At 41.2% G+C, this 25513-nt stretch carries 17 protein-coding genes; 11 read left to right on the forward strand and 6 right to left on the reverse strand.

The window, feature by feature from the left end:
• Positions 1 to 75: 75 nt before the first annotated feature.
• A complete protein-coding gene (gene msrA / locus IQ244_RS02220) occupies positions 76 to 753 on the reverse strand; it encodes a peptide-methionine (S)-S-oxide reductase MsrA (RefSeq protein WP_193889438.1) in 678 nt (225 codons plus the stop codon).
• 242 nt (positions 754 to 995) lie between these two features.
• Complete coding sequence (locus IQ244_RS02225) at positions 996 to 2132, reverse strand: sensor histidine kinase (protein WP_193889439.1); 1137 nt, start codon at positions 2130 to 2132, stop codon at positions 996 to 998.
• 634 nt (positions 2133 to 2766) lie between these two features.
• Here IQ244_RS02225 and IQ244_RS02230 point away from each other — a divergent pair.
• From IQ244_RS02230 to IQ244_RS02245, 4 genes are all read left to right on the forward strand, one after another.
• Positions 2767 to 3300 (forward strand): DUF2808 domain-containing protein, encoded by a 534-nt coding sequence (locus IQ244_RS02230; RefSeq protein ID WP_228058685.1) that lies wholly within the window; start codon positions 2767 to 2769, stop codon positions 3298 to 3300.
• 211 nt (positions 3301 to 3511) lie between these two features.
• The gene (locus IQ244_RS02235; protein WP_193889440.1) at positions 3512 to 3838 is read left to right on the forward strand and encodes a hypothetical protein; all 327 of its coding nucleotides are present in this window, start codon (positions 3512 to 3514) and stop codon (positions 3836 to 3838) included.
• 1 nt (position 3839) lies between these two features.
• The gene (locus IQ244_RS02240; protein WP_193889441.1) at positions 3840 to 5147 is read left to right on the forward strand and encodes a CHAT domain-containing protein; all 1308 of its coding nucleotides are present in this window, start codon (positions 3840 to 3842) and stop codon (positions 5145 to 5147) included.
• A 300-nt stretch (positions 5148 to 5447) separates the two neighbouring features.
• Positions 5448 to 8366: a tetratricopeptide repeat protein gene (locus tag IQ244_RS02245; RefSeq protein ID WP_193889442.1), complete on the forward strand. Its 2919-nt coding sequence runs from the start codon at positions 5448 to 5450 to the stop codon at positions 8364 to 8366.
• A 60-nt stretch (positions 8367 to 8426) separates the two neighbouring features.
• On the opposite strand, the gene IQ244_RS02250 is transcribed toward IQ244_RS02245, so the two are convergent.
• The gene (locus IQ244_RS02250; RefSeq protein ID WP_193889443.1) at positions 8427 to 10409 is read right to left on the reverse strand and encodes an amylo-alpha-1,6-glucosidase; all 1983 of its coding nucleotides are present in this window, start codon (positions 10407 to 10409) and stop codon (positions 8427 to 8429) included.
• An 804-nt stretch (positions 10410 to 11213) separates the two neighbouring features.
• Between IQ244_RS02250 and IQ244_RS02255 the strand changes: the two genes are divergently transcribed.
• A complete protein-coding gene (locus IQ244_RS02255; RefSeq protein ID WP_193889444.1) occupies positions 11214 to 11726 on the forward strand; it encodes a hypothetical protein in 513 nt (170 codons plus the stop codon).
• A gap of 128 nt (positions 11727 to 11854) precedes the next feature.
• Positions 11855 to 12598, forward strand: coding sequence for a prolipoprotein diacylglyceryl transferase (locus IQ244_RS02260; protein WP_193889514.1), 744 nt, complete (start codon positions 11855 to 11857; stop codon positions 12596 to 12598).
• A gap of 43 nt (positions 12599 to 12641) precedes the next feature.
• On the opposite strand, the gene IQ244_RS02265 is transcribed toward IQ244_RS02260, so the two are convergent.
• Positions 12642 to 15860, reverse strand: coding sequence for a glycoside hydrolase family 15 protein (locus tag IQ244_RS02265; RefSeq protein ID WP_193889445.1), 3219 nt, complete (start codon positions 15858 to 15860; stop codon positions 12642 to 12644).
• A gap of 237 nt (positions 15861 to 16097) precedes the next feature.
• On the opposite strand from IQ244_RS02265, the gene IQ244_RS02270 reads away from it, so the two are divergent.
• The 5 genes from IQ244_RS02270 to IQ244_RS02290 all read left to right on the forward strand — a co-directional run bounded on the left by IQ244_RS02270 (position 16098) and on the right by IQ244_RS02290 (position 20698).
• Positions 16098 to 16691 carry a TetR/AcrR family transcriptional regulator gene (locus IQ244_RS02270; protein ID WP_228058686.1) on the forward strand — a complete coding sequence of 198 codons (594 nt, stop codon included), beginning with the start codon at positions 16098 to 16100 and terminating at the stop codon, positions 16689 to 16691.
• Between the two features lie 57 nt (positions 16692 to 16748).
• On the forward strand, positions 16749 to 17684 hold the full coding sequence (locus IQ244_RS02275) for an SDR family NAD(P)-dependent oxidoreductase (protein ID WP_193889446.1): 936 nt from the start codon (positions 16749 to 16751) through the stop codon (positions 17682 to 17684).
• Between the two features lie 603 nt (positions 17685 to 18287).
• Positions 18288 to 18560, forward strand: coding sequence for a ribbon-helix-helix domain-containing protein (locus IQ244_RS02280; protein ID WP_193889447.1), 273 nt, complete (start codon positions 18288 to 18290; stop codon positions 18558 to 18560).
• Positions 18560 to 18916, forward strand: a complete 357-nt coding sequence (locus IQ244_RS02285; RefSeq protein ID WP_015113711.1) for a type II toxin-antitoxin system PemK/MazF family toxin — start codon at positions 18560 to 18562, stop codon at positions 18914 to 18916. Before IQ244_RS02280 ends, IQ244_RS02285 begins: the two co-directional genes overlap by 1 nt.
• A gap of 591 nt (positions 18917 to 19507) precedes the next feature.
• The gene (locus IQ244_RS02290) at positions 19508 to 20698 is read left to right on the forward strand and encodes an MFS transporter (protein ID WP_193889448.1); all 1191 of its coding nucleotides are present in this window, start codon (positions 19508 to 19510) and stop codon (positions 20696 to 20698) included.
• 197 nt (positions 20699 to 20895) lie between these two features.
• On the opposite strand, the gene lnt is transcribed toward IQ244_RS02290, so the two are convergent.
• A complete protein-coding gene (gene lnt, locus IQ244_RS02295; protein WP_193889518.1) occupies positions 20896 to 22506 on the reverse strand; it encodes an apolipoprotein N-acyltransferase in 1611 nt (536 codons plus the stop codon).
• The gene (gene gyrA, locus IQ244_RS02300) at positions 22487 to 25075 is read right to left on the reverse strand and encodes a DNA gyrase subunit A (RefSeq protein ID WP_193889449.1); all 2589 of its coding nucleotides are present in this window, start codon (positions 25073 to 25075) and stop codon (positions 22487 to 22489) included. The genes lnt and gyrA overlap by 20 nt, the downstream gene beginning before the upstream one ends.
• Positions 25076 to 25513: the final 438 nt, after the last annotated feature.

The raw sequence follows: 25513 nt of genomic DNA on the forward strand, positions 1-25513 counted from the left end.
TCGATTTGGTTGTTTGCTTAAACAATCAGCGATCGCCTCTAAAGTTGCAGAATCCCGCATTTATGCAACGCCGTTTTATTTAGTATATATTTCTGGAAACTTAGCTTGAAGTTTAGCCAGCTTTGGTAAGTCATGTGCTATTACATAGCGACTATCTGGATTACGGGCAATATAGTTTTGATGGTATTCTTCAGCCTGGTAAAAACCTTTTAAGGGATTTATTGCGGTGACAATTGGCTTATCGAAGATTCTTTGTTGATTGAGTTTATCAATATATTTTTGTGCTTCTTGTTTCTGCTCATTATTAGCAAAAAATATAACTGACCGATATTGCTTACCAGAATCAGGCCCTTGGCGATTTAATTGTGTTGGGTCATGGGCTACTAAAAAGTAAACTTTTAGTAGTTCATCATAAGAAATTTTTGCTGGATCATAAGTTATTTTCACTGATTCGGCGTGATTAGTGAATCCAGAACTAACAAGTGAGTAGTCTGCGGTGATTGCATCGCCACCAGAAAAGCCAGAAACAACCTCAGAAACACCATTAAGATGCTCGAAAACTGCTTCCATTCCCCAAAAGCAACCACCACCGAAAACGGCTACCTGTTTACTCTGAGGTGCAGTAGTGGAGATATCACTGGCGGGGGTGGGAAATATGACACGAGATGCACCATACAGAAGCAGAAAACTCAACGAAATTATGGATAAGTTGCGTACTAGGTTGCGAGAGAGTGCAAAGTCGCTATTTGACATGATTGTGTGAACTCCTTTGATGATTGATTTAGCCTTTTGGTCATAAGATAGCGATCGCCATCTTTAAACCCAACTCGATGATAAAGTTTTTGGGCAGATCTATTTTCCCTGGTAACTTTCAAATATAATGCTTAAATATTCCGAAAAATGCAGACCTCCTCTAAACAACTCATTGTTTGCAGTCCAATGCCTTAACCTTGGTGATCTGGATTAATATATATTTTATTAATAAAAGCATCTCGTCATACTTTTACTTCTAATGCAGGTAATTTCAAAATAAAAGTGCTGCCATTCCCCAGTTCTGAACTAAGTTCGACTGTACCACCAATGCACTCCACAAGGCGTTTGACAATACATAAACCCATACCAGTGCCGCCAGTGGAACGGGTACGAGATTGATCTATGCGATAAAATGGCTCAAAAATGCGCGACTGTTCTAATAAAGGAATACCACATCCCTTGTCACTGACTTGAATTATTGCCCAACTATCAGTCTGAGTTAACTGCAATGTAATTGGCTCATTTGCATCGGAATATTTGACTGCATTACCAATCAAATGGCTTAATATCTGCATTAGCTGTTGGCGTTCCGCCTTGACTTCAATAGGTAAGGATGGGATTTCTAGCTGAATTAACCGATGATGAAACTTTTCTGTCATCTCCGCTATAGCTATAACCAAATCATTGAGTAATAGTGGTTCAGTTTGGCAGGGGCAGGGAATTGCGCTGTTATCTACCCGTGCTAAATCTAGTAAGTCTTGTAAGATGTGATTCATTCTTTCCGCATCAGAAACAGCCATTTCCAAAGTTTCTTTCTGGAAAGCGGCTAAATTATGACTGCGTTGTAAACTTCTTTGCAGATATCCATAAACCATGCTGAGGGGTGTGCGTAATTCATGGGCTAAATCGCTAAACAACTGGCGCTGCTGTTCTTTGGCTTCGGAAAGTCTGGTTAAAAATTCCATCCATGTCTGGGCTAACTCCTGAATTTCGCTTGGTGTTTGATTTAACCCTAGCTGGTGGGGAATCAATTCAGATGTACAGGTTTCTGCCCATTGATTCATCTGTTGTAATGGTAACAGCGATCGCTTAATGAACAAAGCTATGAAAACGGTTGTAGTAGTAAGTGAAAAAATGCTCATTATGCCCAAACTTTGAATAACTGTCAATAGTTGAGAATCATCAGTCATACCGTAATTTTCATGAGCAATCATGAGATAATTTTTGATTTCCCAACCTGCCCAGATTGTAAAGCTACTTAGTCCAGCAGTCACAATCATAATGATGCCAACTGTCAGGCGGAAATGAAGTGAAGCTGGGTCAATTCTGGCTACAAAAAAATCAACTAATTTTCTGGGCAAATTTTCGGCAAAATTCATGGGGATCTCTCATATATATAGATTTGATGATTGTCAGCCTAATAGTTAAAATCGCACACTACCTAGAAGCTAGATAATTTAGAGATCAGATAGTAACCACATTCCATAAATTTCCTTACTTGAGTTGATGTTCAAAACAACATCGAATCAATCCTTTACATAATTTAAATTTAATCGCATAACGCTTGAGAAAAATGAGTTTTTCCTGAAGGGAGTTAAAGCTTTTGCTGAAAAAGTGTGGAAATTATTATTCTTGAAGCAGAATTCAGAAATCAGAATATAGGAGTCAGAATTACTACTTATACCAATTCTCTGAGAAGCTGCACTCTATCAATTCTGTAGAGATGATGTATACAACGTCTTTACTTATATTTTTATTACCCCTTCACTATGAGGGATTTAAAATCTAAAACACCCCTTTCGTGAGTGTGATTTAATATGTGTAGGATGTTTCCATAGACTGGAAAAATATTTTAGATGTTTTCCTTACCCTGAATGGGTTTGCTCGAACAAAGCTTATTATTTTACGAGAGTATTATATAGGCAATTTTATAAACTTTTAATGCCTTACTCAGCTTTTTTTCATATTAATAAATTAATGTATTATGTTAGACAGATTCAGCAACATCCAGGGATGATTTCACCCAAAAGCGAGGCTTTAATTATGCAAGGTTTAATTTATAGTAGTTTGTCTGCTTTAATACTTACTACAGCCTCTACAGCTATAGCTACACCAATCAATTCTCAGCAGTTAGATTCATCATTATCATCTCAAATCGCATATACAATTAACGTTCCCAGTATCACTAACTCCGGCGTGAGAAATGATACGCACTTTATTAAAGTGTCAGTACTGGGGATGTCTGTAGAAGACATCATGATTTCTCTACCCAATCAAATGGAACGTTTTACTAATGTGCGGGTTGTAGATGGATCGGGGAAAGAAATTGGGGCTAAGACAGAAATTACTAAAGAACGCTTATCAATTACCTTTGATCAACCAGTAGCTTCTGGTAGTTCTTTAGAGGTGCAGTTGACGGGTGTGCAAACAAAAATTTTAGATGGAAGAGTATTGCTCTATGGAGTGACTGCTAGAAGATCTGGTTTAGCAGGAGAAATTCCCGTAGGTACAGCGAGAATTGATCTACCTTTCAAAAACTCCAATTGATCATTGTCCAAAGACTTCCATTCCAGTGGTAAGCGCGAGAATGCTTCGCGCACTTTTACCCACTGGAGATCGCAGAAACATTTTCTCTATCTATGCTATTGGGTCTAGTTATAGTTAAAATACCCTAATTTAAAGCTTGATTTTGACGCTGCTGGTGTCTTCTCCAACAACTAGGATAGTATACTTGTATTTATAGTTACTTGGTGGACATATGGCAGAAGTAAAGCTCTCACTTGAAGGTGAAGAAGCGGGTATTGCCGCTGAAAAGCTTTTTGAAACCACTGGTCTAAAGGGTAGTTGGGAAGTAGCACAAAATTCACTGCTTACTAAAGAAGGTACATTAGCAGTTATAGGAACTGTTGTAGGTATTTTAGGGGGTACAATTGCAGTCGCAGAACAAATTCGTAAGTGGTATCAGGAATACAAACAAGCAAATAAGAAGTTTGATGTAATACTTGTAGCTGATGATGTGCGAGTCGTTTTAGAAAATGCCACAATTGAAGACATCTGTGCAGTGTTAGAAGAATTGGAGAGTTAATGTGCAGACGCTTTACATCAAGTTAGTACCGCTTGAAAAGCAGTTTGTAGAATTGCGTTATGCACTGGGACATCCAGCAAAATATGAAACACAACACCTTGATGTATCATCAATTGAAAACTTAATTCAGAAGGCAAAAGGTAGCTACTATATGCTGATGCCTGATTTAAAAGGAATTGGGTATCAATTATTTTGTTGGTTGGATGGAACTGGCAGGTGGTTAAGCCGAGCAATTAATAATTGTACAGAGGAAGGGTTAATTCTGGCGCTAGATGTGCGTGAAAGATTAGGGCATCTGCCTTGGGAGACGTTGCATAATGGAGAGCAATTTTTAATAGAACGTGTTAATCCAGTTGTTGTACCAATACGTTGGGTTGATCGTTCTGTTCAAGATTCAGAGGATACCCAGCAACGTCCTTTACGGATTTTATTCATGGCAACATCGCCAGAGAATGTAGCACCAACACTTGATTTTGAGCGGGAAGAGGCTCAAATTTTGACGGCAACAAGAGATATGCCTCTTGATTTAAGAGTAGAAGAAAGTGGTTGTATTGCAGAACTAAGCAAACTCTGGGGACGTTATCGGGAACCATTCGACGTTTTTCACCTGACAGGACATGCATCTATTAAGAATGAGCAACCGTTTTTTATTACAGAAACTGAAACTGGGGGCTTCCATGCTGCTTACCCATCAGAGATTGCTTCAGCTTTAAGATTTCGTATACCACAGTTAGTGTTTTTATCAGGCTGCCGAACAGGTGAAGCGGCGGGTGATGGTGCAGTATCTTCTTTAGCCGAATCATTAATTGAGCAAGGTTGTCGAGCCGTTTTAGGATGGGGACGAACGGTCGCAGATGTCGTAGCAACACAAGCAGCAGCATATCTCTACAGCAAACTGGCTGCCGGGTATGAAGTTTCGGAGGCACTTGCCAGTACTTATCAATATCTACGAGAGGAAAAAGTAGAGGATTGGCATCTGCTGAGACTTTATATTAGAGGTCAGTGTCCAAAAGCATTGGTTGAACCATTAGGCGATCAAGTCTGGTTGCCTGAAGAACCAATTTATGAGCAGTTTCTGGATTCACAGGGAATTGTTCGGGTTGCTACACCACAAGATTTTGTAGGAAGACGCAGAATACTGCAACGTAGCTTGAGAGCATTACGAGCAACAGATAAGTGCGGTGTAATTTTATATGGTTTAGGTGGAGTTGGCAAAAGCACTGTTGCTGCAAGGCTTTTAGAACGGTTACAAGGCTATGACAAAATTTTTATTTATAGGCAATTAGATGAGGACAAATTGCTCAAGTAACTTGCTGAACAATGTCTCTCAGAAACAGGACAGAAGGTTATACAAAGTAATCTGCCACTCACGCAAAAGTTAACCAAATTCTTACGAGAAGGACTAAATGAGCAAGCGCAAAGACTGATCTTTGTTCTTGATGACTTTGAAGCAAACCTAGAATTAAGAACAGATGGTGATGCAGTCTTAAAGCCAGAAACTGTATCCGTCTTGATATCTCTGCTAAAGGCAATCACTCAATCCCGTCTTCCACACCGAATTATCATTACATCTAGATATAATTTTCTGCTGCCAGAGCTAAATCAGCGATTGCATCGAGAACAGTTATGTGCTTTATCAGGTGCTGATTTACAGAAAAAATGTAATCGTTTAGTATCTTTTGCACCTGGTTCTGAAATTGAGCGAGAGTTACAACTAAAAGCTTTGGCAACTTCAGCGGGTAATCCTCGCTTGTTGGAGTGGTTAGACAAAGTTTTACAAGTGCAACAAGTTGGTAAGAAAGAAATCTTGGAACAGGTAGAAAAAACCAGCCAAGAGTTTCGTGAAAGCATTTTGGCAGAGGAACTACTTAATCGACAATCAATCAATTTGCAACGAATGCTTGCATTTTGTTTGGTTTATCAATTACCAGTACCTCAGTCTGCAATACAAGTTATTTGTCCAAAAACTTTTGATGTCAATAGCTATATTACTAGAGCAGTTGCATTAGGTTTGCTTGAGTGTGTATATTCTCAAGAAGAAACTTTGTACTATGTACCACGAATTTTAGAGCCGCTTCTTAATTTTCCTAAAGATTCTCTGGAGTTATACAAAACTGCTGCGGAACATTTAGATAAAATATGGTTTTTCAAGGGCTTTAAAAAGATTGTGGAGGCAGAGGAAAGACTATCAGAAAGCTCTCTTCTTAATGATCCTTTTGAGCAATCTATGCCAAGTTATAGGTTGTTTGAGTTGTATCGACTCGCGACTGTAGCTTTGAACCCAGATTTATTAACTAGAGCCAATTGGTTTTTAGTAATGCGTCTTGACCGCCAACGAAGGTACAGGGAAGTAGCAACACTATGTAAGTTTGTCCGTGATGGTGCCTATGGTTACTTGGGAATTGAGATTATTTCCTTTAGACTTCTTTATTATTTAGCAAAAGCACAAGAACATATTGGTGAAGTGGAAGAAGCTTTACATAACTATCAAGAAGCATTAAAATTTTGTGCAGATGAATATGAAAACGAAAGAGCTTCAATCCTTCATGATTTAGCAGATTTATACGTTAAGCAAGGTAAATATCAGCAAGCGCTGAATATATGTCAGCAAGTTGTAAAAATCGATGAAAAGGATAAGAATAAGCTCGGCAAAGCTAAATCTCTTAGCCAAATGGCAGATATCAAGAGAGAATTAGGTGAGCCTGAAGAAGCCCTCAAATTGTATCTGGAAGTAATAGAACTTACTCAAGAAACAGGCGATAAAAATTTTCTATATACTCTACAAAATAACATTGCTACTCTTCAAGTGGAGCTTGGTCAAACTGATGCTTGGGATAACCTATTACCAAGTTTAGTTTCACATAGAACGCAGTCCGAAAACCTTGAGGATAAAATTCCACTCCTAAGTAATACAGCATCGTTGAGGCTTAAACAAGGTGAAATAGAAGAAGCAAGAGAGATTCTAGAGCATTTGAATAAATTACTGCCCCAAATTGATAACTCTTGGCTCAAGGCAATGCTTTTACATAACCTAGCCACTTTCCGCTCGGAATGTGGTGAGCGTGAGGTTGCTTTAAAGCTTTACAATCAAGCTCTCGAACTGCACAGAAAAAATGGGGATCAACCGCGTGAAGCAATGACACTTCAAGAAATAGGTATTCTTTATGAACGTCAAAATAATATCATTGAAGCTTTGAAATTTCTTAAAGATGCTTACCAGTTGTCTTTGAAGATTGGAAATAAAGATACTCAAGCCCATATTTTGCCAAGAATTGCATCAATACTCATTGATCAAAATAGTTTAGATGAGGCTGAAGAGAAATTAAATATAGCTTTAGAAATACTCAATAAAGTTAATATTCCAAAACACCATGCACTTGTTCTTAGAGAGATGGGGAGGCTTAAAATAATACAGGGAAATTATGAAACAGGAGCAAATTTTTTAAGTCAAGCTTTAGAAAAATGTAATTTAGTTGTTGATGTTGTTCTTCGAGCTACTATTCTCAAACTTCTAGGAGAAGTGGTCTCTTTTGTAGGTGAAGTAGATGTAGCAATTGAGCATTTAACAGAATCCCTTAATCTCTATCAAAAACTAAATTTCCCGAAAGATATTGAAGAAGTTAGAGGGCTAATTAAGAATGCTCAACTAAAAAAGCCAGCACAATTGTATCAAGCAGCAATTACCGAAGCCGAAAAAGGTAATGCGAGAATAGCACTTGATTTATTTGAGCAAGCTCTTCCTATGATAGAAGAACTGGGTGATGAAGAAATCAAAGCACGCATTTTGCTATCAATGGGAAACATTTTGATAGGTGAAGGGAATTTCAAAGAGGGTGTTAAAAAAGCATCTCAAGCAATGGAGATTGCAAAGCTGCATAATCTTCCTGAAAGGGAAAACATAGAAAATATTTCCGTTGCAGTACAGTACGGAACACTGAAAAATATTTTTAATTCGGTTCAAGAAAAATGCAAAAGCCAACAATTTGACGAAGTATTGAATTTGGGCTACCAATGTTTAGAACTTTCAGAACTATTAGAGGATGTTTACTGGGCTTCGGAAGTTTACTCAATGCTTGGGCAAATCAAGGCACATTTGGGCAATTATAAAGATGGCATAAAAGATTTGAAAAAAGCGGTTTCTTTAGCTCAAGAAAATCAACTTGATGGAGTGGAGGAATTACAGAAGATAATTCTGGCAATAAATCATAATCAGGCAGTTCGCTTACATGAAAAAGCTAATTCTGCTGCACAGGAAAAAAATTTAGTGGAAGCAATTGAAATTGCTCGAAAAGCTTATGAATTTCAGTGCAGTATTAATTATAAAAAGATCCAACCTATTACTTTAGGAATGTTAGGACAACTGCTGTTAGCTCAAAATCAGTCTGACGAGGGATTGAAGCAACTACAGCAAGCATTAAATATTGCCCAAGAATTAAAAGCACAAGAACTTATAAATCAGCTTCAAGAGATGATTTCTCTATATCCCATTGGGGCGGAATACCAAGATATTGATGAGGAGGAGTCTTGATTCTATGCGATTGCAGCACTACCACTAAAGCGCATCTGAATTCCTGAGTTATTCTCTTTATCAATTCTCCGTCGCCAACCAAGCGCGTAAAACCTCTGCTACTGTCCAGGCTTGGGCAATACATCCTCGCGGAGTCATCGGCGCATCCCCGTCAAAAATTTCGCTGAGACTGCCAATACCATATCCTGTGAGATGATTAGCCATTGGTTCTAAAAATTGCCGCGCTTGTTCAGGATTTTTGTAGACGCGTAGATGTGCCAGAACAAATGGCCCCAACAACCAACCCCAAACGGTTCCCTGATGATAAGCTCCGTCACGTTGATACTGATTACCACCGTAGATTCCCTGGTATTGAGGATGATTGGGAGAGAGCGATCGCAATCCGTGAGAAGTCAGCAGCATTCTGCCACAAACTTCTACCACACTCTTTTGTTGGGCTGGTGTGAGGGGGCTTTCTGGTAACGATACAGTAAAAATTTGGTTAGGACGCAAGGCGGTATCATCACCATCAGGACTATCAATCACGTCATAGCAGTAACCTCGCTCCTCATTCCAAAAGCGCGAAAATCTCGCTAAAGCGCGGTCTGCCATTGCCTCATACTCTTGATGTGGTTTACCTAATTGACGGGCAAACTTAGCCATTGTGCGTAAGGCATTATACCAAAGGGCATTAACTTCAATCGGTTTGCCAATTCGCGGGGTCACTACCCAATCTCCCACTTTGGCATCCATCCAAGTTAGTTGAACATCGGCAACGCCAGCATAAAGTAACCCATCAATGGGATCAAGGTGGATATTATAGCGTGTGCCACGACAGTGCCAATAGATGATATCTACAAGCACGGGAAACAATTCACTCAGCAAATCATCATCGTCTGTGGCAACGTCATAAGCGCGAATTGCTTCAAAGTACCAAAGTGTAGCATCGACTGTATTGTATTCTGGTTGCTCCCCGACATCGGGAAAACGATTAGGCAGCATTCCCTGGTCTATATACTTAGCAAAGGTGCGGAGAATTGAGCGGGCGACTTCTGGGCGACCAGTGGCAATTGTCAACCCAGGTAAACTAATCATTGTGTCTCGTCCCCAATCACTAAACCAGGGATAACCAGCAATGATGGTTTTGCCGTGAGATTCCTCTGGTACTGGGCGGTCAACAATAAACTGGTCAGCGGCTAATACCAGATGGTTAATCCAATTAGGGGATTCCTGGGCGTTGATGGGTCGATTACTCTGCCAAAGTTCTATTAGCTTATGGTCTTGAGTGTGGTGTGCTTTGAGTGCAGTTTCACTATGCAAATCTGCGAGTTTTTCTATGCTGGCGACAAAGGTTAGTGTTTCTCCAGGATTGAGTGTAACGGCAAAGGTGCCAGCGTGGAGATGATCTTCTGTATCCTTCAAGCCCCGATAACGTTCAACGGCTAAGTCAAAGTTATAGTACCAATTGTGAACGGGTGAAGCGATGCCTTTGTCACTCAACAAATAAAATGGTGTAGCAGTCGGGTTAGCCGTTATACAAATTCCCTGTTCTACTTGCTCAACAGACATTTGCCAGTCGTTGCTTTTGGTGTCACCGTGATAATCACGGTAGTTGACCATTGCTTTGAGTGTCAGGTGCAAAGGTTGGGTCGCACGGCGCAGAACATATTGGATATATGTTGTGTTTGCGCCTTGCTGCATCCAAATGCGCTTTTCTAGCAAAGCGTCAGCTACAGCATAACGCCAGAGGGGAATTTTACCTGCCAAAGCAAAATGTTCGATATGTCGATAACCTTGGGGACTAACGATTTGATCTGCCCAGCGATTCGTGTGTAGGGGATAATAGCGATCGCCATACAAAACGGTTTCATCTAGTTTTGCCAGCAGTAAAGTGCGGCCTAAAGGTGGGTGTAAGGCGGCTACAAGTAAGCCGTGATAGCGACGGGTTAGCAAACCTGCTACAGTCCCAGAAGCGTAACCACCTATACCATTGGTGACTAACCATTCTCGTGTCTCTGCGGTGTCGAGATTGCCACAGATTTCCCGCCCAAATTCCATATACATAAGGCAAATTGAGTGATTTTTTAGGTTATCACCAAAATCTACTCACTACAAATTTGTTGTAGTATCGCGCCGCCACTACCAAAATCAGATATGTTTTTTGGAGTTTTTAGGGTGATAACGGAAGCCGACATGAAATAAACTGGCTTTTAAATATACTGGAAGTTCTTCTGCGACCGAGCTTGTCGCAACTAAGTATTTCTTCTCTAGAGGAATCCGACTTGATGATTGAAATTACTTGTGTGGGTGGGGAACAAGGAACAGGGAAAGAAGTAACAGAGGTGTACTGAGTCTTTTCTCCAAATCAAATATGATTCCTCTAGTATCCTAGCGTTATTTTGTCATATTAAATTTACTGAGACTCTTGCATCATCAATTTCCCCGTTTATTTATGTCATCTATCTATTTTCATCATTCGGCAATTGATATTTATCTGTTATCTATTCGGCGAATCCTTTCTTACCCAGAGCAGGTAGTTTCCACGTAACTATAATCTGCCCAAAACAGTTAATCTGCTGTGATGAGAATGACTGTGTGATTTCCATTGTTCACTGCAAAATCTAAAATTCACAAAACTATAAGTATTTAGTCACGGTAGTTAAAGTTACCTTCCTTGAAAAAAAATGTTGTTTTCAACATTTCCATTTAAATTTAACTTATTTTTAAGTTTAGATATTTAGCTTACCAAATCGGCATATTCAGTTAAGATTAAGCATGTTTTACTATTTAGTTGCTGGTTCTGGACTGCTAGACTCCCTGGATTAATTTCATCTTGTTATTCAATAGCTGTTAGCCCATATCGCTCCCATGCTGACCTATCATCGCAAGCCTGTTTGCTTATCACTAATTTCCACTGACCTGCCATTCTGGTCAGTGGTAGAAACTGCCGGAACACTGTATCAAAAAGATACGGAACGATTTCATTTACTGTTAACTGCACCGCCTCTGATTACCTGTGAAGTGGAAACTTCTCCCAGTACAGAGGCAATTTTGCCCCACAAAACAAATAATGCCTACGTTCCCAGTAGTCCGAGAATTTTATGGCTGGAAATTTCTCCATATCGGGTAATTATGACTATGCAAGGTAATGGTCAAGTAAGTTACCGCCATTTCTGGGAACAAGGCGTATACGGTGTTAGCCGTTATTGGTTGCCAACGGAATCATTACAACCCCATAATCCGATTCGCTTACGCAATTTTACGAAAACATTAACCCTCACTGGCAAACAATTTCCTGAACACTTACGTCTAGAATATGAATTGTGGGCAGAAAAAGTCCAACTGGGATGTTATATCCTCAATTTAGAAATTAAACACTGAGAATTCAATCTTTTCTATCTTGCCTTTCCCAAACTTTAATTGGGAAAGGCATAATATTTATCACTTTTTAGCAAAATTTAACATCCAGAACAAATAACAAATGATCGATGATACAAGTATCGCAATTGCTGACTTTCCCCGTATATTTTTGGTTAGGTTCATTACGGATTCATCCGCATATTTTATTTGAATCTTTAGCTTATGCGATCGCTTTCCGTTTATTATTGTGCAATATCCGCAAGGATGCGATCGCTCCCCGGCAACGTAGTTCTGTGATGGTTGGTGGGATGCTGGGAGCTTTAATTGGCGCTAAGGTATTAGTCGCTTTACAACATTTAGATTTAGTTGGGCAAAATCTCCAGGAATTAGCTTTACTGCTTTTACAAGGCAAAACAGTAATTGGCGCACTTTTAGGTGGTTTAATCGGTGTAGAAATCACCAAAAAAATTATTGGCGTTCGTCAATCAACAGGCGATGTTTTTGTTTATCCTTTGATTATTGGGACAGCAATTGGCAGGATAGGTTGTTTTCTCACTGGGTTGAGCGATCGCACTTATGGGATTGCTACTACTTTACCCTGGAGTGTTGATTTTGGTGATGGCATTTCCCGTCATCCCACACAATTGTATGAAATATTATTTTTTATTTGTTTAATCTTCTTATTAAATTTTCGCCGCCGTTATCAATATCGCAATGGCGATTTATTTAAATTTTATTTAATTTCTTACTTAAGTTTTCGGTTTTTCATTGATTTCATCAAACCAGATTTTCATCCCTTACTTGGTTTAAGTGCCATTCAAATTGCTTGTTTATGCACCATCATTTATTACTTGCCTAGTATTCCCCAAGTTTTTCAAATGAGAGATACTTGATCAAGTAAAGCTACCAAGAGATATGGTACGTTAGGGCTAATCTTCATTCTCTTAAACTGCTAGATTCAGCAAACTGTGTCAAGAAGCGGAAGGCTTTGAGAATATAAGTCGCGCAATCTTGAGGAGAAGTATTATAAAACGATCGCCACGCGTTTGCTTTATCTTCATCATAGCGATCACCGCGTTCTGGATGTGCATCTAACCACGCCAAGCGCACCGCATGACCAATTAACACATCTAACACGATATATTCTTCAATTTGCAAGCTAGGGTTTTTAGCTGCGATCGCTCCTAATTCTATTAATGCTTCAATATTAACTTGGCGATATTCTGGCGCTTCGATTTTATTTAATAAATGCTCAACTCGCAAAGCAAAGTTCTTTTCGCCAGCAGTCATTTCCGATAACATCAACTCGCTATCTAAACGATTGCGACGTTCTAATTTATCCCCAATAACTAAGCCTTTGCAATGTTTCATCAATAGCCAAACTTGCTGAAAAAAGTTTTTCGGTACACGGTTTATAGCTCCTCCGGCTTGGCGAAAGCGTCGCCAACCACCCGCAGGAACTTCGATTTCTTCAGCAATTGTTGGTAGCACTATCCATTCAATATCGCTTTCTTTTTGCTTGACGTGCAATGATTCCTGTTGGCGCAACAAATTACTCACTCCTGTATAACCAGTTAATACCTGACGCAAGCGCATTTTGATTTCAAAAGGCGAAAGTTCCATTAACTGTTCGTAGGCTTCATCTTGGGTAACGCGTAATTCTTGTGCTAGTTCGCTGGTAATTAATAAGATGAGATAGCCGACTCTTAAAGTTAACAATCCTTGAAATAATTCTGTTTCCGAACGAATCAGAGTCCCCAGATACAGTAAAATTTCTTGTGTAAGAACGCGATCGCGGATATCCTCACGACAAAAATGCTTGATTTTTTCAGCAATTTCGTTATGAGGCATCGGTACAGTAATCAATGATGCTTCGCTATACGCTCTCCCTACGGCTATTTGTTTACCACGCACCAAAATACTAGTAACAGCATCGGATAAGCCAATATCCACCATCTGTAGTAACCCCGCCGCCCGACGGACTACCGCCCAAAGACCCAAATCGCCAGCTTTGGTGTAGACTTCATCCAGCAAATTAGCGACTGTAACAAAAGTATTAGGGCTACCAAATCCCGTATCAAATTCTAATCCTTGCAAGCGAGTCAAAGCCTGCAATAACTCGATTTGCTCATAAAGATTTTCTGAAGCCCGCAAAGCAGACAGCAAAAATTTTAAGTTAGTTTGGCACTCCATTTGAAATTCTTGGGTATGCCCTAAGCGCCAACTTTTGCCGGGATGATAAGCCAAATAATAGCAATGTGGTGCAGCGTCTTGCATTGCTGAGTGATAAAATTCGGCATCTTGCAGAAAATCTATTCTTTGAATCGCACCTGTCAGCATTAACTGATTCAGTCTACCTAGTTTGACACGCGCACCGTTGCAAACACCATCTTTGAGTTCTTGCATCAATTCTAATAATGCCTCAGACCCAATTTCTAACATGGTGTGGGTCAACATTAAAGTTAATATCGGACGACCTAAATCACTCCAATATTGTTGAATATAAGCCAGTTCGCTTCTAATTTGATCGACTAAAAAATGGTAATCAAGAGTTAAATAAAACTGTTGAGCATCTAAAAAAGAAGGCAAAAATACTACTGTTTCACCACAAATCCGAAAGATACGGGATGTAGTTAAACTCCGCAATCTTCGCACTGGTCGTCCAGTCAAACCTAGTTTATCATTGCGGCCAATTTGGGTATAAATAGTTGATAGTTCCCCAGCTTGTCTGACTTGAATTGGGTCTACTTGCTTGGGGGTTTGGGTTTCAATTCCTTGAACTGCTAGTTTGGCTTGCAAGTCATCATCTTCGGCTAACAAGGCAATTTGTACTAGGGCTTCGCGGTTTTTTCCCATAGATAAATGTCTGCCTAATGGGTCAATATCACCCACAGCCAATAAACCTTCACTTAACAGTTGTCCGAGGAAATATAAACTTTGCGCCCAGACTAAGGGAATATTTTCATTAGGTAATCGCAGTTGACTTTGGGGCGCTAATTTTTCTGCTTCTATGTTTTCTGCTGGTACATAATACAGTTCTGGCAATAAATCATAACCGTCATGTTCTACTAACAGTGATGCTAATAGTTCTTGATATTTTTGAACTTGCTTTTGATCGTTACGGAATAAGCCATCAAGCAGTAAATAAGTAAAAAATAACGGCCATTCGCATTCGATATGCTCAAATTGCTTTAATTCCCAAGGTTCGTAGTGTAAGCGCTGGTTATCTTCTAAAACAGTTTGATGTCCGTCACGTAAGAAGCGTTTACAGCCATATTTGCCTTGGAGTTTGTTGATGATATCGTTAAAGGTGCGATCGCGCAGATCTACATTCTCCACCGCGAAAGCTGGATAACTAATAATACTCAACAGTGCCGCATCAATTTCTTTCGATGCAGATTCTCTCGGTAATAACGATTCTAAGGTACTCCGAGCGCGGGCAATTTCATCAGGTAGCACATGAATTACCGATGCTTGACTTCCACGCACCCCAAATAAATCTAGTTCATTGATGGCTTCTAGTGCTGCTTTCGCCATCCCTACAGAACTAGCATTCAACTCTGCACTACCATGATTAATTTTATTACCCCGTTCCCAAATACCATAATCTGGTGTGCGGTAAGCTCGTCCAATATAGTAAACCAAGTTCTGCACAAAGTTTACTTCATCAATCGTATAAATAATCGGCAATCCTGAAGCGGTCATTTGCGCCAACATCAGGATAAATATAGATGTGGCATCAAGTTGTAAATGTCCCCACTCATCATCACCAACGACAATATCGCCCGTCGCCGTATTATATTTGGCGTGTAAGCCATCTAAAGGTGACTGAGTATGTTTAAACTGCTCAACTTTATGCGCCTGTCGCATCATCGCAAATAGCAACCCACGCATCAGCTTAATCACGCTGTGTTCTAGTTCGTAAGTGCGTCCCTTATCTTCATCAACTTTGCGATACGCCAGCGCCAAACCCCAAACAGCCAAAATACTGTAAACATTGTCTCTGACCCAAGCATCTGTATAATCCCCGTGAGCCGTAATAGCTGTACTCGCAGGTAGCAAACCAGTAATCGGATTTTGCCGCGTGAGGATAATGGTTTTGATTTGCTGGTAGTAATGCTCCAGTCGAGTTTGTAATTCAGTAGCTGTTTTCATACTCATTCAAGAAAGCTGGCAATATTTCACCCTGTGGCTGTGCAGAGAATTGTTCTGTAATGGGTAATGAGATGACAGCTAAGGGTAGTAGAGACTACTTATTATCTCGTGTTAGTAGCCATTTAGTTACACAGTTGTTAAAGAATCCTCACTGAAAATAGAAATTTGTGGAAATTCTTATATATTGCAGGGATCTCGGCTTTGTAGCATCAAAGTTTTTTACTTGCCAATAAACGAATGCTCGTTTATTATAGGATTATGAGGCACAAGGACGATAAAAAAAATCAAGCCATCTGTGATGCAGCAATCGAACTGATTACTGCCAATGGTTTTGCTGATACTTCGATGTCGAAAATTGCCAAAACCGCGAATGTTTCGCCCGCGACAATATATGTCTATTTTGAAAACAAAGAGAACCTTCTCAATAAAATCTATTTATCCGTGAAGCAAGAAATGAGTGCAGAAATTTTGAAAGGTGTCAACCAGAACCTATCGGTGGAGAAAGCCTTTAAAATGGTCTGGAATAATTATTATCAATACGCGATTAAAAATCCAGTCAGATTTGCTTTTACGGAGCAATTTGCTAATTCCCCGATGGTTGACCGCATTTGCAAAGATGAAAGTTTGAGCTATTTCCAGCCAATGCTAGATTTATTCAATCGCGGTAAAGAGGAGAAGGTTTTTAAGGATATTTCCCTGGAAATTTTTACTGCTTTTACCTTTGCGCCTCTGACTGGATTGATAAAAGAGCATTTTAGTGGTGCTTTGATTTTGGACGAAGGAATGTTAGAGACCACCTATAAAATTGCCTGGGATGCAGTAACGAATTAATTCTTTTTTTAAGAGTTAATTAAACGAACATTCGATTAATTTAGGAGAGTAAATAAAATGAAAAATGAAAAATGGAACGCGGAAAATATTCCGAGTCAAAAAGGGAGAGTAGCAATTGTCACGGGTTCTAGCAGCGGCATCGGTTATGAAACGGCACGAGTTTTAGCTAATAAACAAGCGTCTGTAATCATTGCGGTTCGCAATTTGGACAAAGGAAACAAGGCATTGGCAAAAATTCTGCAACAGAATCAAGATGCCGACGTAAAGGTGATGGAACTTGATTTGGCGAATTTAGCATCAGTTAAAAATTTCGCTGAAAACTTTAAGAAAAATTATTTGCATCTCGATTTACTGATTAATAATGCGGGTGTGATGATTCCGCCGTATGCCAAAACGACGGACGGTTTTGAATTGCAGTTCGGCACTAATCATCTCGGACATTTTGCTTTGACGGGACAGCTTTTGGAACTTTTGATCAGCACCGAAGGCTCACGAATTGTCAATGTTTCGAGCGGCGCACATAATATAGGCAAAATAGATTTCGATGATTTGAATTGGGAAAAGAGAAGTTATGCTAAATGGAAAGCCTACGGCGACAGCAAACTTGCCAACCTTTATTTCACCTACGAACTCGACCGCAAACTAAAAGATCACAGTATCGACACACTTGTAACCGCCTCGCATCCGGGCTGGACAGCAACCGAATTGCAGAGAACTGCGGGCGGCATTGTGGAATATCTCAACGGCATCCTTGCTCAAGACATCACGATGGGCGCATTACCAACCCTGCGGGCGGCAACTGAAGCAGGCTTAAAAGGCGCAGAATATTTCGGCCCCAATGGGTTTATGGAGATCCGCGGCTATCCAATAAAAGTCGAATCAAACGAGTTATCCAAAGACCAAGCGATCGCTAAAAAACTATGGGAAGTATCGGAAAAACTAACCGATATGAAATTTGAATTTAATAAAAAGGCGCAAAACACGGGCAAATAAGAAAATATTCGGTAAAGTTTGTCAAACCATACGCGCTTTCTCTTAAGCAGTCAAAATTCTATCGAACTAAAAAAGAAAACCCTGCTAATGGTGAGCTAGGGTTTTTCTATTTACTGCCTTGATATATGTTTTCCTCTATCCCTTGCTGTTTAAGGATTATGCCTGATTTTGTCCGGCAACTCTATCTGTCCGATTTCGGGCAATTTCGATGGTCAAGCTTGAATTTGGCGCAGATGGTTCACTCAAAAAAGCCATTGGTTCAGGCAAAGTCACAAAAAAAATTTATTTTCTGCCTAATTACTGACGATTAACCGCAAACTAACTCTTGCTACTTAAGTAGAAAATAGTAGCAAGAGTTAGTCCAGATTCCCAAGATATTGATGGAAGCTGGACTTTTAACTATGGCTAATTTTTGTAACTCAATATGTAATGTGAACATATCCTTACTGAGAGCGAAAGTCTTTTCTATTACTGATTCGGTACTACTGTAGGGTGAAAATTTTAGTTGCTACAAGGTCTTCGGTAGAACTCCAAGGGTCGGAGTGCGATTAAGAGTGATATCATAGAAGTCGTCACTGAAGACATCAAAATAATCATCACTACATGAAAGCCGAATCCGTTCGCACTACACTAGCAATACCACGGGAACTTTTAGAAGCAACTGACCAGGCAGTTTTAGAAGGCAAAGCAAGAAGTCGTAATGATTTTATGGTGCAAGCAATACGTCGAGAATTAGCAGCACAGAAAAGAGCCGCAATTGATGCTGCTTTGGCAGAAATGGCCAGCGATACTGATTATCAGGCAGAGGTACTCAAACTAGAAACTGAATTCGCCGCTGCTCAGTGGGAGGCTTTTCTGTTAGAGGAATCTCTGTAATGAGAAGGGGTGAGGTCTATGATGCTCGACTAGAGTCCAATGAAGGTTCAGAGCAAGGAGGGACTCGCCCAGTGATTATTGTCAGTCGTGATGCAATTAATTCGTCGAGTCCGGTCGTTTTAGCAGTTCCCTGCACTACTTATCAATCGGGAAAGCGAGTTTACCCAACCCAGGTGTTAATTTTAGCACCTGATGGTGGACTCAAGAGAGATTCGATCGCAATGGCAGATCAAGTGCGGGTGTTATCGAAAACCCGCTTTTTACGTTTAAGAGGCGCAGTTTCGCAATTGGTAATGGCTCATTTATCTCAGGCTTTATTGATAGCCTTAGATTTACCAATGCCAGAAGAAGAATAAAACAAGTAAACTGGGGAGCCAGGGCTGTGGTTCGCGTAACATCTCAGATTAAGAGAAGCTACTATCGTCTGGTTTTTCTGATTATGGCCAGTGACGTTGGAGGCGCACAAGAGATATTGACAGTAAACATAGTGAATCTATATTCGCGCCGTCACCCAATACCAAATCAGGAGATTTGTCGAGAATCATTTGTTGGGGTTCACTAACAGGAGATGGCGATCGCTCTACACCATCAATGTCAAAATCATCCTGTTGGTGAATTTAATCTAGTAAAAAATTGGCAGTAGAAAATATCGCTATAGCGTTTGTCGTTTTCGTGAGGTACACCTCATTGAGCTTAGAGCCTAGTTAGGGCGTACTTCAGGCAATTAGGAACTACGATAAATACTTGCGTAATTTTGCTACTTTCCGGCTCAATTTAAATGTTTACAGCGGACTTTGCCAACTATTCAAGAACTTTATGATATAACCGAAATTCTATCTTAGCTGCTACACAAAATCATTTCTCCGGAACAGGGAGGTTTTTTCTGGTTGCAAACACAGAGTCAAGACAGAGCTTTTTGAAGTAGTAACTTGAATAGAGACAAAAGTATGGCACAGAAATCAGCCGCCTTGAAGTTTGTGATTTTACTTGGTTTTGTTAGCCTCTGTGCCGATGCCACTTATGAAGGGGCGCGTAGTATTACGGGGGCTTATTTGCAGGTTTTAGGCGCAAGCGGCACTGTGGTAGGTCTTGTAGCAGGTTTTGGGGAACTAATTGGTTATGGTTTGCGCCTCATCATTGGTTATCTCAGCGACCAGACACGCAAATATTGGGGGATTACAACTTTAGGATTTATTTTGAACACTGCCGTTGTCCCACTATTGGCTTTTGCCGGGAGATGGGAAGTAGCCGCAGGTTTGATGATGGCAGAACGCACAGGAAAAGCCGTACGGACTCCCCCGCGAGATGCACTTCTGTCTCATGGTGTGAGTCAAATTGGCCGAGGCTTCGGCTTTGGTTTGCATGAAGCAATGGATCAAACCGGCGCTGTCATGGGGCCTTTAGCAGTAGCAGCAATGGTTTATTTCCAAGGAGAGTATCGCAACGCCTTTACAATTTTAATTGTACCGGCGGTGTTGGGCTTGATTGTGTTATTGGTTTTGCAATTTCTCTACCCCAACCCCAGCGATTTAGAAATTGAACCTGAAATTAACGAAAAAGATAGCATCCCGCGGGCATTTTGGATTTATCTGGGTGCAGTGGCGATTATTGCCGCTGGTTATGCTGATTTTCCCTTAATTGCCTTTCATTTTCAAAAGGGAAATGTTGCTTCCGGTCAAACAATCCCTTTATTTTATGCCTTCGCAATGGGAATTGATGCTGTAGCTGCACTGATATTTGGCTATCTGTTTGACCGCGCTGGTATTTCTATTTTGATGGTTGCGGCTTTTATTTCCTCCTTTTTCGCACCATTGGTATTCTTAGGTAATACCCAACTAGCACTGTTAGGTATAGCGTTTTGGGGTATAGGTATGGGGGCGCAAGAGTCGATTTTAAAAGCTGCGATCGCCGGACTCGTCCCCAAACACAAACGCGCCACAGCTTATGGTATCTTCAGCACAGGCTATGGTTTTGCTTGGTTTTTAGGCAGCACTTTAATGGGTGTTTTGTACGATCGCTCCATTACCCTATTAGTAATATTTTCCGCCGCCACTCAACTACTCGCCATTCCCTTATTTGTTTGGGTGCAATTACAAGCTAATAAATCCCAACCAGAGTTAACAGATAAACCTGTTTAAATCAAAGAATCTGGGTCTACACCCAGGGTTCTTAATCTTTCTGCTAAGATTTGAGCGCATTGTTCAACTTTTTGCACTTGTCCTTCTGGTGTTAACATTCATAATTGTTGTACCATTGGTTCCACTTCCTCCTGATTTTCTCAACTCAACTCCTCTTCCTCTGCGTAACTCTGCGCGGACTTTGTATACCTTTGCGTTTAAAATACCTTCCCCACAAACCAACCCACAAAACCCAAACCCAACAACAACGGTGTTAACCAATCGCCCCAACGCACATATAAAGTCTGCGTTTGACGACGATATATAGTCTCTGCGTGAGTTTGGTAGGTATTATAGCCAGATATCCACAAAGTTCTGCCGTGGGGGTCGACAAAAGCCGAATACCCAGTATTAGTAGCCCGTGCTGACCATCTATCAGTTTCAATTGCCCGCATGATATCTTGAGCATGATGCTGGAATGGCATAGCTGAACTGTAATGGGCATCGTTAGAAGAACTGAGGATAAATTGCCCACCCACCGCAGCTTGACGGCGAAATACTTCAGGAAATGCCGATTCGTAGCAAATACCGACAATTGCCTGTCCAAAAGGTGTATCAAATATCTGGTTAGCTGCACCGTGAACTTGGTGTTCATCTAGCGGTGACAAACGGCTGATTAATTTACCTAAAATTTCCTCAAAGGGGATATATTCACCCAAGGGTACGAGTTTGGATTTATCGTAGCGACTGGTAGTTTCACCCTGGCTATTGACAGTAAACAAACTGTTTGTATAGCTGCGTCCCTTTTCCCCAAAAGCACCTACCCAAACTACTACACCTTTTTCCTGCACTGCTGCAAATAGGGGCGTGTCTCTAAAATTGCGCTGAAAAATCGGTAAAGCACCTTCGGGTGTGAGGACAGCATTTACACCTTGTTCGGCTAAAGTTAAATAACCACTGGTATAGCCTGTAATGGCACGGCGATAACCTTCGGGTTGGACTTTAATTTTGTTGGGGATGTTACCTTGCACAACGCCAATTTTTAAGGCTGCTGCTGGTGGTTGGGCGATGGGTTGGCTATATAAAAACCAGCCGATTAGATGTAAGGTGATGAATAACCCTGTGGCTAATGCTAAATATTTATTGACGAACCGCCGAGGTGTAGAAGATAGGTAGGCTTCGGCGATTAGTCCATTGAAGGCGGCGATCGCAGCTGTTACAGTATTAGGGCCAGACAGTTGCCCAAGATGTAAAATTACTAAGTTATGTGGTGATTGCGTATAAGCTAAAGCACTCCACCACAAAGAACCGGAACTCCACAAACTTTCTAAACCGCACCACAGGGCTGTACCAATCAAAACCCGCAACCAAGGTTTTCCTTGATTCAGCCATACCATTCCCGCCGCCCAAAGGGTGACAAATAACCCACCCCAGAGGCTAATAAAGCCCCAACAAAATATAGTAATAGCTAAACTCGGCCACCAAGGTACACCCAACCAATCCATTGGGTGAATCCCGGTAATCCAAAATAAGGCGACGCTGTGATAACCAACACCCCAGAGTAAAGGTAAAAGGTAAAAAGTAAAAGGTAAAAGCCAGGGTTTTTGCTTTTTAGCTTCTAAATAAGAGTTACTTTTTTGAACAACTAATACCCAAAGCGGTGCTAACGCTATCCAAGCCAAAAACCATGCACCCACAGGGGCGACGGTTAGCCCCATCAAAACACCGCTAATTAGCGAAAGTAAAAGGTAAAAGGCAAAAGTAAAAAATGAATTCTCGCCTTTTCCTTTTTCCTTTTTACTCTTGCCTTCATTCTGTTTCTTCTTCATCACCAGTATCAGGCGGAACGATCGCAACTCCGGTAATTGCGTCATCTTCGTCTAAGCGTTGGACTCTTACGCCAGTAGCCGATCGCGATTGGATGGAAATTGCATTGGTAGCCTGACGGATAATGATACCGCGATTTGTCACCATCATAATTTCATCGTCGCTGTTGACAATTTGCAAGGTGGCTAATTTGTCTTTGGTTTTCCGGTTTTTGAATTTGGTAGCCATTAAACCTTGACCAGCACGGTTTTGCAAACGGAATTGGGCAACGGGTACGCGTTTACCGTAGCCGCCCATTGTAATAACTAGTACCCAAGGGCCAACATTACCTGTTACTTCTACTTCTGTGGTTTCTTCCACATTTTCGATATCTTCGGTTTCGATTTCTTCGATTTCTGACTCTTCCGTTCCCGTGTCGAGTGTATCCAGAATAGCTGCGGGAATAATATCCATCCCCACCAGTTCATCACCCTTTTTGAGTTTCATCGATTTCACACCACGGGTCGCCCTACCGAGAGGACGCAGTTGTTCGTGGGTACATCGAAAGTGAATTGCCATCCCCAGACGAGAACCAACGATAATGCTGTCTTCAACTCTAGCGCGGCGTACCCAGCGCAGTTGATCCCCTTCTTCTAAGGAAATGGCAATCAAACCATTTGCCCGAATATGGCTAAAAGCTGCCAAGGCAGTTTTCTTAATATTGCCGCCTTTGGTGAGCATGACTAAATATTCATTGTCGCTGAACTCGTCAACGGGGACGATGGAGGTGATTTTTTCTTCCTTGGGAATGGGTAACATCTGGACAATGGGTGTACCCCGACTGGTGCGGGAACCCACTGGGATTTGATAAGCTTTGAGGCAGTAAACTACGCCGCGATCGCTAAAGAATAAAACACTATCGTGATCGCAGCAAGTTAAGAAATGTTCTACGGTGTCATCGTCTTTCACCTTGGCGGCGGCTTTACCTCTAGTGGCGCGGCTTTGCGCTTCAAAGGTGTTGACGGGCATCCGTTTGATGTAACCTTGCTGTGTTAACAGAATAATTGCTTTTTCGTTGGCAATTAGGTCACGTTCATCAATTTCCCCTTCGGCATGAGTAATGATTGTGCGTCGAGGTGTGGCGAAGCTGGTTTTGATGTGCGAAATTTCAGCTTCAATAATTTCTAAAATTCTTTCTCGCCGTGCCAGAATATCGCGTAAATCGCCGATGCGCTCTTGTAATTCTTCATGTTCTAGGCGAATTTTATCTGCTTCTAAGGCAGTCAAGCGGCGCAGTTGCATTTGCAAAATTGCGTCAGCTTGGACTTCTGACAGTCCGTAATTTGTAATTAACTCACCTTTAGCGGTGGGTGCGTCCGGGGCATGACGAATCAAGTTAATGATTGTATCTAAATGGGATAAAGCAATCAATAACCCTTGTAAAAGATGGTCGCGTTCTTCCGCTTTTCGCAGTTCGTACTGGGTGCGTCTGGTAATGGATATGATGCGGAAATCGAGGAAGACTTCTAAAAATTGCCGCAGGGTGAGGATTTGCGGTTCCCCGTTGACCAACGCCAGCATATTTGCCCCAAAGTTGGCTTGCAGTGGGGTTTGCTTGTAAAGGTTGTTCAACACTACGCGGGGATAAGCATCGCGCTTGAGTTCGATGACAATTCGCATCCCATCGCGATCGCTTTCATCCCGGATATCTGCTATCCCGTCAATTCGCTTATCGTTCACCAATTCGGCGATTTTCTCAATTAATGCCGCCTTATTAGTTTGATAAGGCAATTCGGTGATGATAATTGCTTCCCGTTCGGGACGACCACGCTGTTCGATGGTTTCTATGTTGGCGACACCACGCATGGTAATGGAACCGCGCCCAGTAGTATAAGCTTCTTTAATTGCCGCTGTGCCGAGAATTTGCGCCCCAGTGGGGAAATCTGGCCCGTGGATATACTGCATCAACTGGAGGTCGGTGATTTCGGGATTGTGAATTAGGGCGACTAATCCATCAATCAATTCGCCTAAGTTGTGGGGCGGAATATTTGTTGCCATCCCCACGGCAATACCCGATGAACCATTGAGTAGCAGTTGGGGAATCCGCGAGGGTAGAACTGTGGGTTCTTGTTGGGAACCGTCGAAGTTATCCGCAAAGTCTACAGTTTCTGATTCGATGTCTTGGAGTAAAGCGGCGCTAGTTAAAGCTTGCAAGCGACATTCTGTGTATCGCATTGCCGCTGGGGGATCGTTATCTACAGAACCGAAGTTACCATGCCCGTTAATTAAAGGCGATCGCATGGAAAAATCCTGCGCCATCCGCACCAAGGCATCGTATACGGCTGTGTCGCCGTGGGGGTGATATTTACCCAACACTTCCCCAACCACACGGGCGCATTTTCTAAATGGGCGATCGTGCAGTAAACCTAGTTCGTGCATAGCGTAGAGGATACGGCGATGCACAGGTTTCAGACCATCCCTGGCATCTGGTAGCGCCCGACCCACTATCACACTCATGGCGTATTCCAGATAAGACCGGGACATTTCGTTCCGGAGATCTGTGGGGATAATCCTCTCCTGTGAGGTTGTCATAACCTAAAAAACTCCAAAAATCGTATATTTTTAGCCTTTACAGTTGGCAAAGCGTAAAATTATTCCAAATTACTCTTGAATAATTGACATATTTTGATACAATTCTAGCATGTATTGTGTTTTTTTGCCTGGAAAGCTAACCTACAGTAGCTCGACAAACGGCTGTTGTAGACGTGCTAAATAAGATTTAACGCAGATAATTTGAGCTAAAGAAATTAATTTCCTAAATTTTCCCTAAAATAAAGCTAATTTGCTCAATTACAAGTTATGACTGAGCCGATATCAGCAAGAGGTAGGAAATAGAATTTAGTTAATGATTGAGATAGACACGGTAAGCAAAAAAAAGTGGCAATGTAAAGGGAGTTGGATCAAATCTTTGGTTCTTAGTTTATCCGGCTTATTATAGTTAAGTTCGTGAATCAATCTTGATTTTCCCAG

Origin of the sequence: Nostoc sp. LEGE 06077 (assembly GCF_015207705.1) — a bacterium.
GTDB lineage: Bacteria > Cyanobacteriota > Cyanobacteriia > Cyanobacteriales > Nostocaceae > Nostoc_B.